The 13764-nt window shown below is 37.7% G+C and carries 7 protein-coding genes; 3 read left to right on the top strand and 4 right to left on the bottom strand.

Features of this window, described 5'->3' with window-relative positions:
* Positions 1 to 210: 210 nt before the first annotated feature.
* Positions 211 to 2274, bottom strand: a complete 2064-nt coding sequence (locus tag Q4600_RS13025; RefSeq protein WP_303516770.1) for a CRTAC1 family protein — start codon at positions 2272 to 2274, stop codon at positions 211 to 213.
* A gap of 449 nt (positions 2275 to 2723) precedes the next feature.
* Here Q4600_RS13025 and Q4600_RS13020 point away from each other — a divergent pair, with 449 nt between their 5' ends.
* From Q4600_RS13020 to Q4600_RS13010, 3 genes are all read left to right on the top strand, one after another.
* Positions 2724 to 5498 (top strand): TonB-dependent receptor, encoded by a 2775-nt coding sequence (locus tag Q4600_RS13020; RefSeq protein ID WP_303516767.1) that lies wholly within the window; start codon positions 2724 to 2726, stop codon positions 5496 to 5498.
* Between the two features lie 152 nt (positions 5499 to 5650).
* Positions 5651 to 7285 (top strand): tryptophan halogenase family protein, encoded by a 1635-nt coding sequence (locus Q4600_RS13015; protein WP_303516765.1) that lies wholly within the window; start codon positions 5651 to 5653, stop codon positions 7283 to 7285.
* 13 nt (positions 7286 to 7298) lie between these two features.
* On the top strand, positions 7299 to 8051 hold the full coding sequence (locus Q4600_RS13010; protein WP_303516763.1) for a SapC family protein: 753 nt from the start codon (positions 7299 to 7301) through the stop codon (positions 8049 to 8051).
* Positions 8052 to 8489: 438 nt separating this feature from the next.
* Here the strand turns inward: Q4600_RS13010 and Q4600_RS13005 are convergent, their stop codons facing one another.
* From Q4600_RS13005 to Q4600_RS12995, 3 genes are all read right to left on the bottom strand, one after another.
* Positions 8490 to 9878, bottom strand: coding sequence for an RICIN domain-containing protein (locus tag Q4600_RS13005; protein ID WP_303516761.1), 1389 nt, complete (start codon positions 9876 to 9878; stop codon positions 8490 to 8492).
* A gap of 159 nt (positions 9879 to 10037) precedes the next feature.
* Entirely contained in the window at positions 10038 to 12437 is a 2400-nt protein-coding gene (locus Q4600_RS13000; protein ID WP_303516759.1) for a hypothetical protein, read from the bottom strand.
* A 675-nt stretch (positions 12438 to 13112) separates the two neighbouring features.
* Entirely contained in the window at positions 13113 to 13730 is a 618-nt protein-coding gene (locus tag Q4600_RS12995; protein ID WP_303516756.1) for a GntR family transcriptional regulator, read from the bottom strand.
* Positions 13731 to 13764: the final 34 nt, after the last annotated feature.

The following is a 13764-nucleotide window of genomic DNA, read 5'->3' as shown; positions in this document are numbered from 1 at the left end:
ATGACATTTGTTTACAGGTTTGGACATCATTGGGATTTAGGCTCTCACGCTTGGTCATTTATAACTTTCTGGACTGGTACATTGGATTCAATAAGACCCAAGGTTTTATATTTGTCACTTAAATATTGATTACGCTATAAAACCTATTGTTATCTAAATGCGTAACAACCGGCAGTAAATTAACCTTGAAAGCTCAAAACCTTTTAATAATCATTTACCGATTTTAATTAATTGATTAGCTGCTAGGTTAATTCTTGTTTGCTGCGTTCCATCACGCCAGCGAACATGGATCTTTTCGATTACATCGCTTTCTCCTAGTCCGAAATGGCTAATATTTTTAAGACTCTGAGAATGACTTGCACTGCTAGAACCAATCAACTTGAATTGTATCTGTGTTGCTGTCTCTACAGTGACTTCAGCACCATGAGGATCAATACCTGATTCAGAATAACCAATATGGGCGAGCAAGTATTGATGTTGATTATTTTTATGGTCACTGTGCTGATTAAAATTTAGCTCTGATCCAAGTTTATTTTGATATAAATACCACTTACCGTTGTCGTCATCACCGCTCAGAATATCGACAAAACCATCCAGATTATTATCAAACGCACTACCCATGTCACCGTGTGCATTTACACCTAATGTAGTGGCTTGGTGAGTTTCATGACTAATAAACCCTTGTTGATTTAATTTGTCTGAATTAAGTAACATGACATCGTTAATACGCTCAGTTAACTCGCCAAATCGATATACAAAAAAATCATTATGAGTGTCGTTATTAAAGTCTGCTGTAATAACACCCCAATTATTATTTTGGCTTTGTTTTGGCAGTAGGTGGCTTACATCAGTTAGTTTATTGCCATCATTTCGAAACAAAATATCATCAACGCCAAGTTCCTGTGGTGTCCAATCAGGTTCGATGGCACTAACTCCTGTAATGGAGGCTCTAATATCCCACGCTAAATTATCTTGTAATAACCACTCAAGGCGCCATTCATCATTCCCAATATAGCCAAGATACCATCCACTTTGTTCAATGATTTCAGGAAAACCTAGTGCACTATCACGTGTAATTTGAGTCTCTTTATTTGTTATTAATTGTTTTTCAGCACCTATAAATAACGGGATGATGATTTTCTTGGGCCCTCTAGGAAAATGATAAAAATCACTTAACTGAATAGGACCATTAGCGCTAAAACTAATCCCATCATGGCTTTTATTACCTTCATCACGTAAGTCTAAGCGTTGTTTTACAGGATCAAAAGACACCGCATTATTGGCTATTTGATAATACACTTTGCCTCTAGCAAGGTAGTAATCCATATCGCCATCGTTATCAATATCCGCTTGTGCCATTGAAGTCACATCGGTAATGTTGCCATGTTGAGCCAGGTATTCTTGAGTCAGATATTGTTCGGTGACATTGGTAAATTTGAAGTCGGTATTGCCTTTCCAGATAGACATAGGAGAGTATGGAGAAAATGCAATGATATCTGCCTGATGATCGCTGTTAATATCAGTAATGATTAACCGCTCTGCATCGATATGTTCAAATGCTGGGCTTGAACGATATTGAAACTGGCCGTTGCCAGTATTTTCAAAAAGGATGTTTCGTGGAATCGTTTCTCCCATCATTTGTTCAGCATTAATTTGCATAAAATCTAAATCACCATCAAGATCAATGTCTACCCAGCGAACAGATCTACCACGTGCACCCATTTCACCTAAACCTGCCTCAACTGTTACATCAGTAAAACTACCTCCGTCATTGCGAAGTAAACGCTGCGGTTGTGGTTTTGTACCATTACCACCACCTAATGAGAGTAACAAATCATTGTCACCATCTAGATCATAATCTCCAAGCGCCAAACCATGGGCATCAGCTATAGGAAATGGGGCAGTTTGTTCAACAAATTGATTTTCTGCCTTAGACAGAAATAACTGAATAGGGGTAGTGTCATGGTTGGTTAAAACTAAGTCATAGCGGCCATCGTTATTAATATCCGCAACACTTGGACCGCCATATTTCCAAGCCGGTAAGGAGGTTAAACCTATTTCTTCCGTGACATTGTTAAAACGAACCTTGGTAGTCAACTTAATTAATACATTAGCTTGATCTGTTTTGTCTACATCACTTGAATCACTGTGATTGCCTTGCTGGCATGCTGATAAGTTAATTGTAACGAGTGTAAATAACAGGGCGCTAAATAACATTTTTGAATCATTTATGCGGTGTTTGTATTTGTTAGTACTCGGTTGCTGGTTAGTCATTTTCATTCCTTGAACAACATTTCGTCAGTTAAAAGTGTTAAACACTTGTTGGTGATTTTTATACTCATTTAGTCTAATCATCTTCTCGATTTGAATATGTAAAACATGTGTTCATGTAAACTATTTATCGCTTATATGAAGAACTAAAAATCTTCGAATTTACATCAGTGTTTTTAAGTGTCTAATTAAAGTGCATTTTATTTCGATAGGACTAGCCATCCAATAAAACTTAAGCATTTTTTGTACATAAATTCTTTATGAATATGTGTATTATTGAACACTATTGATTATTGTCAACAATTAACTAACACCAAAAAACAGTTGACACATTGTTTAAAAAGTAGCTAGATTGTTAACAGGGTCAGGCTTCGCTATGTGGTTAGCAATGTGATGAACATTGTTTTTGTGAGCACGACACCTTTTAAACCAAATAATAAGAAGGTTTTAAGATGAAACATTGTAAGTTCAAACTTAATGCTTTAACTGCAGCGATAATTGCTACTGCTAGTACTGGGGTGCTTGCAGATGACCTAGCCGCTGAAACACAGGCACAAGAAACGGAAGTGATTCAAGTTAAAGGGATCAGAAGCTCTTTAACAAAATCTGCATCGACAAAACGATACTCTGATGGTGTTGTAGATGCTATTAGTGCCGAAGATATTGGTAAGTTACCCGACACTAACTTAGCCGAGTCTTTACAACGCATCGCCGGTGTATCCATTGACCGTGCAAATAATGAAGGTAATAAAGTCACAGTACGTGGTTTTGGACCTGAATTTAACTTGGTGACCTTGAATGGTCGTCAAATGCCAAACTCTTCAGCTTTACAATCTGAGGGCGTATCACGAAGCTTTAACTTCCGTGAAATTGCAGCAGAGAGTGTATCTGGCGTAAATGTGTATAAAACTGGTAAAGCGGATATTACCTCTGGCGGTATCGGTGCAACTATTGATATCACTACAGCCAGACCTTTTGACTATGATGGTTTTAAAGCCTTTGTAAGCGCAAAAGGAATTTACGATACAAGCGTTGAAGAGGGTGACTCTGTTACGCCTGAAGTTTCAGGCATGATTAGCCAAACCTTTGCTGATGACAAAGTGGGCTTCTTATTGTCGGCATCTCATTCAGAACGAGATAGTCACACTGATATCGTTGGAACTGATGGTTGGGTAAGAAATCGTAGTCGTGACAATGTTGATTTATCGGCAATTGACACTAACAAAAATCCAGAGCAAGCAATTTGGACGCCTTGGACTGCTAAAACAGAGCATTTAGATACTGAACGAACTCGTCAAAATGCCCAAGCCGTTTTACAGATTCAACCTGTCGACTCAGTAGTTGCGACGGTTGATTATACTATTTCGCGTTTCGAAGAAACGAGTTATACCAATCGCTCAGCATTTTGGTTCGACAATCCAAGTGGATCAGCCAATGCAAATGGCACCTTATGGAACCCACGAGATCAAGATGATGAGTTGAATTTCTGGGCTTGGGAATATTACCAAGAGAAAGAAAACGATTCATTAGGTTTGAATATTGAATGGCAAGCCACAGATACTTTGAGTTTTGAACTTGACGTCCATGACTCAACATCTGAATCAAATCCTGATGGTCAAACCGCTGAAACCTTAGCGAACCTTAAAAACCCATCAGGTTCTGTTGCATTAATCGGTGCGGATTTTATTGGTGATATCCCTAAAATTATTGTTGATGACTCTAATTTACCAGGTGGCGCATTCAATAAAGATAATATCGTGTCTGATTTATATCAAAAACGCGGTTACTCAATGGAAAACAATGTTAAGCAATACCGTTTTTCAGGTACTTGGGAAAACGCTGCTGCTGACAGTGCGCTCACTAAAATCAATTTTGGCGTGATGAATACAGATTACACCATTGATACACGCTTGAGCGAAGTATTTTCTTTCGTTGATGTGCCATTAAACGATTTAGATCTTGGCTTTATTCCATTAGGCGATACAGCGGATCAGTTCCCAGGTGCTAACCAATTATTCCCATATATTTCACAATATGATGTAAATCAGTTTATTGATATCGTTAAAAATGAAGGTTTATTTGCTGAGCCTAACATCAAAACGAATGGTGTAAATGAAGAAACCTTTGCTGCGTATTTATCTTTCGATTTTGACACTGACTTTAATGACATGCCAGTGAAAATGAATGTTGGTGTCCGTTACGAAGACACGGATGTTACGGCGTATTCAGTACAAAATGGCATTATTGCAATGAACTACCGTCATGCTCAGGAGTTAAGACCTGTTTATGATGACACACCAACAGCAGATGAGTTGTCTGGTAGTTACACCCGTATTTTGCCTAATTTTGACTTTAATATGTCAGTAACAGATGAAATTGTGACGCGTTTTTCTTATAGCCGAACTTTATCGAGAGCAGGGGTGAGTGCAATGTTCCCTGCAACGAATGTGTCAGCAAGACCTGGTGGGCCATTTAATGCCTCACAAGGTAATCCGAACCTATTACCAATTACTTCAGATAACTTTGATTTATCACTTGAATGGTACTTTGATGACGGTAGTTTCGCATCTGCAGGTTACTTTAAAAAGTACGTTGAGAACTTTATCGGCGCTGGTACTGAGAACCGCTCAATTAATGACGTTAATGGCCAACCATTGACTGATCCAAGTGTAAATCCTCGTGCTAGTTGTCCTGATGCATCTGATACACCAAATCCAGATTGTCTCGGTACGGCAACTGATCCTGTTATTACTTGGGAAGTTGCGACGCCAGATAACTTACAAAACCGTGAAGTAGATGGTTGGGAATTTAATGCTCAATACATGTTTGGCGACAGTGGGTTCGGTACAGTTGCTAACTATACCCTCGTAAACAGCGATGAATCGTTTGATCCATATAACTTTGATCAAACAATCGCATTAACCGGCTTAAGTGACTCTGGTAACTTAGTTGCATTTTACGAAAACTATGGTTTCCAAGCTCGAGTTGCCTATAACTGGCGTGATGAGTTCTTGCTAGCGCTTGGTAATGAACCAACCTTCACGGAAGCTTATGGTCAGCTTGATATGAGTTTAAGTTATGACATCAACGAAATGCTCACTGTATCACTTGATGGTATTAACTTAACTGATGAAACCGTTCGCCGCTACGGTCGTTTTGAGGAACAGTTACTTGCTGCTGAGCAGTACGGTCCTCGCTACACCATAGGAATTAGTGCTAAGTTCTAATGCTAGTTATTCATGCAAAAGAATTAATAGTTGGCGATCATGCCAATAAAAATATTCACTAAAAATGACCAGGCTGCTACGTTTTTGTAGCAGCCTTTTTTGCTTTGTGCATATTGTGATTAAATTATTTGATAACAAGAATTGGAGAAAATATGACTAATAAGAATGAAAATCATCCAATCGGCAATAAAGTTGTGAGTCAAATTGACAGTAAAAAACTAACTGAGAACATTGTGATTGTTGGTGGTGGAACAGCGGGTTGGATAACTGCTGGCACATTAGCTGCTAAATTAACGAGTCAACATGTAAAGAATTTCAGCGTGACATTAGTCGAGTCATCTAATATACCGCCTATTGGAGTTGGTGAAGGTACTTGGCCTACCATGCGCCGGACGCTTAAAAACATGGGGATCAAAGAAACTGATTTTATTCGTGAATGTAATGTGTCCTTTAAGCAAGGCGCTAAGTTTGCAAAATGGGTGACAGGAAAGCATGACGATTATTATTACCATCCATTAATGCTACCTGAAGGTTCAATAAAAGATAACCTGGCATCTCATTGGTTATCTATACAATTTCCATATAATGAGAATCCAAAGAATCAATATTCTTTTTCAATGTGTTTAAGCCCACAAGAAGCTATTTGTGAAGCGGGTTTAGCGCCCAAATTAATCACTACCGCTGAATATGATGCAATCGCAAACTACGCATACCATCTTGACGCTGGACTATTTTCAGAGTTTTTGAAACAGCACTGTATAAAAGTACTCAATGTGAAGCATGTGGTTGATGATGTCATGGCGGTTACCAATAATGATGATGGTGATATTGCTTGTGTCTCAACAGCTGAACATGGTGATTTATCAGGTGATTTATTTATTGACTGCAGTGGTTTTAAATCTCTTTTGCTTGGTGAACATTATCAAGTGGGATTCAAAAGCTGTAAAGATGTGTTGTTTGTTGATAATGCCATCGCTGTACAAGTGCCATATTCCGAAGAAAACAGTCCTATTGCGTCACATACTATTTCTACCGCTCAAACAGCCGGTTGGATATGGGACATTGGATTATCAAGTAGAAGAGGGGTAGGTCATGTCTACTCAAGTCGTTACATCAGTGAACATGCTGCGATTGAGGAGTTAAAGCAATACTTATCGGCTACGGTAAACGATGTTGAGCAACTTACCTTTCGTAAAATTCCAATTAACCCTGGTTATCGAGAAAAATTTTGGCACCGTAATTGTGTTGCTATTGGTCTGTCGGCAGGTTTTCTAGAACCGCTAGAAGCTTCTGCACTATTATTGGTTGAGATTTCGGCCAATATGATTGCTGAGCAATTGCCTGCAAATCGTCAATGTATGGAGATCGTTTCTGAGCGATTTAATCAGACTTTCACTTATCGATGGGAAAGAATCATTGATTTTTTAAAACTGCACTATATGTTAAGTCAGCGTCAAGACAGTGACTTTTGGCGCGATAACCGAAAGCCTGAAAGCATTCCTAATAGTCTTAAATCGCTATTGTCACTATGGCAATATCAACCTCCCAGTGACAATGATTTTATTCATGCCACTGAAGTGTTCCCCGCAGCCAGTTATCAGTATGTGCTTTATGGTATGGGATTCAAAACAGCTTCATCACACTGGGGCTATTCAACAGAGGCAAGTGAAAAAGCCTACGAAAAATTTAAACAAGTGAATCTACAAACGTCTCAGTTCAAAGCTAATTTAATGTCTAATCGTGAGCTGATTAATTCAATCAAACAATATGGTTTGCAACGAGTATAAATAAGGATTTTTTATGAAAAACGTTATTGTAGATAGTAATACACACAAAAACACCAAAGTTCTCGTTGGTCATGGGCAAGATTTTGGTGAAAATATTCATTTCGTCCCCGTTATTGCAGATGAGCTACGGAGCCTTATTCTAGAATATCCATGCTGTTTGCTTAAAAACAATCAAACTGGTCAGTTCGGATTACATGCATTACTGGGTTTTGAATCAGGTGAGAACTTATTTCTTGCAGATGCTAATTGGCGAAGCCATTACATTCCATTACACATTAGACGACAGCCGTTTATGGTTGCGCGTAAAGATCATTCTTCTGAGCCAATGAGTGAAACTAATACCGTATTAACCATAGATATGAACAATCGACGTGTTGTTGATGGAAATACAAGCGCCGATTCGCAAGACTTGTTTACATCAGACGGAAAACCGACTGAATACCTTACATCAATGAATAGAATGGTTTTTGAGTTAGCTCAAGGGATTGTTCGTACAGAATCTTTTATCCAATCACTTGTAGATAATGAGTTGGTTGAGGCAATTCAACTTGGGATCTCAATGAATAAAAGAAACTCTGCAGATAAAGAGCAAGAAAGTATCAATTTTGATGGCTTATATGTCATCAATGAAAAAGCATTAGCAAATTTAAGTGCTGATTTATTGCAGGAATATCACCGAACAGGATATTTACAAGCATGTCATTTAATGATGGCCTCAATGGGACAAATTCAAAGCTTAATTCGATTACGCAATCAGTCTAGCTAAGCTTATTAAATCAAAGTTAATCGATAAATAATTACTTTAGCGCTAAGGTAAATTATAACGCTCGAAGGTAAAGCCATTCAAAGAGCAAGATACCAAACGCTAGGGAGGGGAAGTTACTTCAAAGTAATGGCGACATAAGAATATAGTTGAGTTCATATCTCGCCAGCACTGCTCTTCCAACATCTATTTTTCGTTTGATGGCAAGATAGTTTGTGTAAGCAAAGGGTGTAGACAAAATGTGTGAGTGTAAAATAGTTGAAGTGGTTTAAAGATTTTTGAAAAGTAAGCTACATTGCACAAAAAAGGTTATGCGGTTGGAACAGTTGAAGCGATACAATATATTGAATTATGTTTCCTAATGAGTTTGCCTGTATTCATTTGATAAAGCACCCAAACTACGTTAAAAATTAACATTGGGTACTGAACAAGGTTACTTATTTACTGCGCCAGTGAGAAGCGTTGATTATCACCATTATAACAATTCCACTGAGTAAGAACCGCGCCATCGGCATTTGACTTACCAGCTATATCCAGGCATTTATTACTCACACTGTTTCGGATTTCGTAATAGCCATCCCCCTTATCAATCATATTCCACATTTGATTTTGGTTACTGCTATTACATACCCATTGCTGGATCTTAGCACCGTTATCAATGTTTCCAGCTGACAAGTCTAAACAAAGGTTACTGACTTTAGATGTAATACTATAAAAGCCATTAGACAATGCAGTAAATTTAAATTGCTGGTCGCTATTACTGTTATTGCCACTACATGTTAACTGCTGAAAAGTAGAACCATTTGTTGCCGCACTATTGATAACATCAATACATTTATTACTGTGTTTCGCTTTAATTTGATATTGAGTATTGGCCTCAATACCACCGTCAGAGCCTCCACCTGAACCATCACTAACGGGTTGGTAAACACGTATCCAATCAACATACATTTTATTTTTGCTACCATCGGCTAAATCTGCATCAGTTGCTACATTTCCAGCTTCACTGCGCCATGAATGATCTTCAGTATCTAAAATAATGAACATTTCTTCATCCATATTATACTGATCTTTATTCATAATCGCGCCAGTGTAGTCCTTGTCTTTCATTACGACTTCATCCCATGAACCTTGTGGGGTTTCTTGGCCATCAATATAAAAGGTAACATCTGTTGGGCTTTTCCAATATGCACCAAATCGATGAAAACCTTCACGCCAATTGTTACCCCATACCGGTGTATTATGGGTTTGATCATTAAAGTCACTTCTAATGCTATTGTCACTGTTTCTTAAGAAAACATGAAAGTTAGTCGACATATTTTGTGCGAACCATGTCTCTCTTGCGCCGCCGTATACTTCCAATATATCGATTTCACGTTCGTCACTTTCACTCAGTAACCAAAAGTTTGATGAAAGCTCCAAGTTGCTGACTTTTATACTGGCTTCCAAAAAAATAGGGTACTTAACTTTAGTTTTCGAAGTAATCACACCTGCATTTACCAAGTTTGGTGCTTTACGCGACGCGCTGATAATTAAATTACCATCAGACACCCATGACTCATTGCTACTCCATCTTGTTAATCCAGGCCCTTCCCATGCATTAAAATAAGTGTCATTCCATTTACTGGTAAAAGTCGCGTTCTTGCCTGAGTAGTTAAATGAATCTGAGTAATTTTCATTTAACTGCCATACCAAACCATTACCAGCCTCTGCAGGTAAAGGGATTGAATCCCAATCAGCACTCATTACTGTGTGACTTACTGTGCTCAGTAACAGTAAACTGGTATTGATTAACCCGAGTTTATATATTGGCTTTAGACGATTTTTCATGTAATTCCCTTATATTGTCTATTATGTCATTAGTGTTACTTAGGACTATTCTTGCCCCAACAAGAATAGATCTCGCCTTTATGTCGTTTAGTTGGGGAAAACACAAAAGCCAGATAAAAAGCAGCAAACATTTAATAGTCATGTTTGCTGCGCAAAGCGTTACTGACTATTTCTAGCCAATTGCTTGGTATGGGCGAAATACTGCATTGCTAATGAAGTAACAAAGCCACCGTCATCGGTAAAACTGACGACAACATGGTTATTTGATTTTATAAATTCATTAGCTACAGGGATTTCTATAACGCCGAAGAACTGCAAACGTCCTGCACCGTCAAAGTATTGATCGTATCCACGATAATCTTCTGACACGGTCATTGGCTGACCGTTAATGGAAATTTCAGGGATTAATGTTTTGCCGTGTTCTCTACCTAAGCCAAGACGAATAACGGCCTCACCATATTCATTTACCTGGACATCATTGATATTAAATTCAATATTTTGATTGGCATTAATGTTTTGTTTATAGCTATCTGCGTAATATTTAACTTCAGTCTGGTTATGCTTGATTTCAATCTTGTCCTCAAAAGTAAGTTTAATGATGACAGTAGCTTCTGCTCCGACAGTTAACGTCTCGATATCTGCAAGTTCACTAACCACTGTTTCAGTTAGTGTTGGATTTGTGTCGTCTAGATTAAGTTGCTTTATGAGGATCGAAGTTAACGTGTTATCGCCAAGTCCTAACAAGGATAAATCGACTGTGGATGATTCCGTTTCTAGGCTGTTAATAATTAAAAAAACCTGATTATCATTAACATATGCGTTTAACTGAAAGTCTAAATCCGTTGAGAAACTGTCAACGCGTTTGCCGTTAACTTCGCTCCACATTTGATAGAATTTAACCATATCGGTATAGACATATTCATCACCCGTATCGCCAACTTTTTCGAACTTTTGTCTCATCAAACGGGTGTAATAGGGGACTGTGTCACTTATTCGTCCCCACTCAGCTTTTACAGGAATAAAAGGAATTGCCATTTCTATTTGATCTGGACGCTCAAGAAACGACATGAGTTGACTATTTATTGCTTTTAAATGAAACCAATCGCGATAAGGTAGCCAAGGCTGGTTAAATAAAGAATGAGTTTGTGCACCGTATTCTGAGACTAAAAACGGTTTCACTTCGTTGAGAGTAAGCTGCATATAGTGCTCTAACATATCGAAACTGGCTTCGATATTGCTGCCGGCACGTATTTCGGTTCGATCTTGAAAAGCTGGAAAATCATAGAAATGCAATGAGATAAAGTCCATATTATTACCTGCAATATCTATAAAGGCTTTATCACGTGTTTCCCAACGTTCAAAGTTGTCTTTTTCAAAATCTGGAAAGGCAACTGTATAACCACCAATCAATACATCATCGTTAACAGCAATATTGTCTATTTTTACTGCCTTAATTGCCTGGGCTACAGCATTATGAAATTCAAATACCTGATTTAATGTTGCTGGCGTCTCTGAATAATCGACCAATTCATATAATGGCTCATTCATGATTTCTATATATCTAGGCTTGGGTTGACCATAGATATCGACGCCATCATTTTTATTAAAAAACTTTGCGACAAATTGACCCATGTAGTCGCCGGTAGCAGTACCTAAGGGTTCATCTTGAGTATCGGTTTGAGAAAAAGACCATCCTTGGCCAGTATCTTTACCATCAGGCCAGTATGGATGTTGCTGCGCAGCAACAACCATTTTTTGATTTCTATGCTCATGCTTACGTTTCGTTATTGCAATGTCATCAGTGTTAGAGGTGTAACTCCAACGTGCGTTACCCCCATTATTGCTGGCCATTTCAGGATTGATAAATCCATTTTTACTTGCGGATTCTGGCATTAAACTTAATTGATAACGCATTCCACCAGTATCTCGACCAAAGTAAACGTCATAGCCTTCAACAAACTCAGTGATAAGATCATCTGATTCGTTTACTCCAACGCTGTACCAATCATTTTCTGTGTGAGATGCATGTAAGGTTATAAACTTGTCTCGCTCAAAGCTGTCAACGCCATTAATGAGGTGCGCAGTATCTAAATTAAAACTCAATTTAGTGTTAACTTGGCTTAGAGCTTCGAGGGTTTTTACTGAGAATATAACTTGCTGCTGTCCAATAGTAAGCGTTGCACTGGATTCAGTATCAAATGTATCAGACGACATTAACTGCACTGTTATTGTATCGCCATTGTTTATGCTAGCTTCTGCCAGTTGAAAGTTTTCGCCATTAATCGAAAACTCACCTCCAAGGATACTGATATCAACAGTCGTGTTTATACCGCTAACTGTGACAGTTTCTGAGGTTATTAATACACCTAAGGGGATATCCTCTTGCCGTGCAAATGATAATTGGTCAGCAGTATCATCTACAGGCTCTGAAATGATAGGCGGTATTTGTTCTGAAAGATCAGAGTTTGAAGAGTCGTTACCACCACATCCAATGAGTATTGAAGAGGTCAGCATAACTAGTGCACTAAGGCTTAATGTGTTAATCAAATTTTGGGTCATGATGCTCACTTAAAATATCTAATAGTTATTAGAAACAGTTAAAATATGGTTGGGTTAACTGCACAGTGATGACATCAATTGCGTATACTTAAAATACGAATAAATCCTGTATATCCCACTGCAAGGTAACAAACAAAAACCTTTGTTAAAAGTATATTGTTAACAAAATAAATTTACCGTGAAATTAAATGTTTCTGCTTGCAATATATTTGATATTGATAACGTTTGTTTTATAGGGTTTGGTGAGTGATTATTCTTGTGGTTTTAATTTGGATTGAATTAATATCAATTGTAAATTTTGCTCAAGTAGAGATTTTACTAGACAGTAAATTTTTCTCGAATTAACACATAAGTTAAACCGGACCGCTTTTTTGATAACGGGACGATTCTTCATTATTCAAATCTATGGAACTTATTGTCATTTTTTGTCGTGGAAAGATAGCGAATATTTAGGATATTGATAGCTTGATTTAACTGACTTAGCTATCTATTCAATTAAGTTAGCTTCGAAGCCAATGAAATAGCTAAAAAGCTAAATAAAGTGGGCGCAGCTAGTATTAAAGTAAGCCGAGAATGAAAAACGGAAAATAAAAAGGACAACCTAAGTTGTCCTTTTAACTGTACTTTGAAATTAGAATTCAAGTACAAACAATGTAGATTAAACTTTAGCTTGTTCTATTTAATATTGGCTTTAATCGCCTTAGTTGCACTATTGATGTCACCATCACGTAATGCTTTTAATATACCTCTATGCTCTTCAACACATTCTGAACTCGTGGTAATGCGTTTATAGTTCAGACGCATTCTCATGACGTATGGATACCAAATATTAACTAAATCTTCTCCACCAGCTTTATGGATAAGGTAGTTATGAAATGAAATATCAATTTTTGTCACTTCAGTAAAATCTTCGTTATCAAACGCACCTTGTAGCTCGTCTAATATCGATTCTAATTGGATTAGATCATCTTCAGTTAATGGGTTGTTTTTGAGACTTTCGATAGCATAGACTTCTATATTACGTCTCAAGTTAATCATTAACTTTTGCAGTTTAGGCTCTAATACACTGTTGACAGAGGCTCCACAGTTATTTTTAGATATGAGCAAACCTTCTTTGGTCAATTGTAGAATCACATCGCGAATAGGGCCGCGAGATAAGCCAAAGCGTTTTGCTAATTCTTGTTCATTTAATTTAGTATTGGGCGCTAAATCACCGGCAATTATGTCAGAGCGCAATTGATCTGCAATTTGATCTTTTACAGAAAGGATTTTAGTTGGTTTTGCTGTTGCCATGAGATTCCCAATATTCTTCATTATATATTAACAT

Source organism: Shewanella sp. 2_MG-2023 (assembly GCF_030548905.1).
GTDB lineage: Bacteria > Pseudomonadota > Gammaproteobacteria > Enterobacterales > Shewanellaceae > Shewanella > Shewanella electrodiphila.
This window is presented reverse-complemented; position numbering and strand designations above follow the sequence as displayed.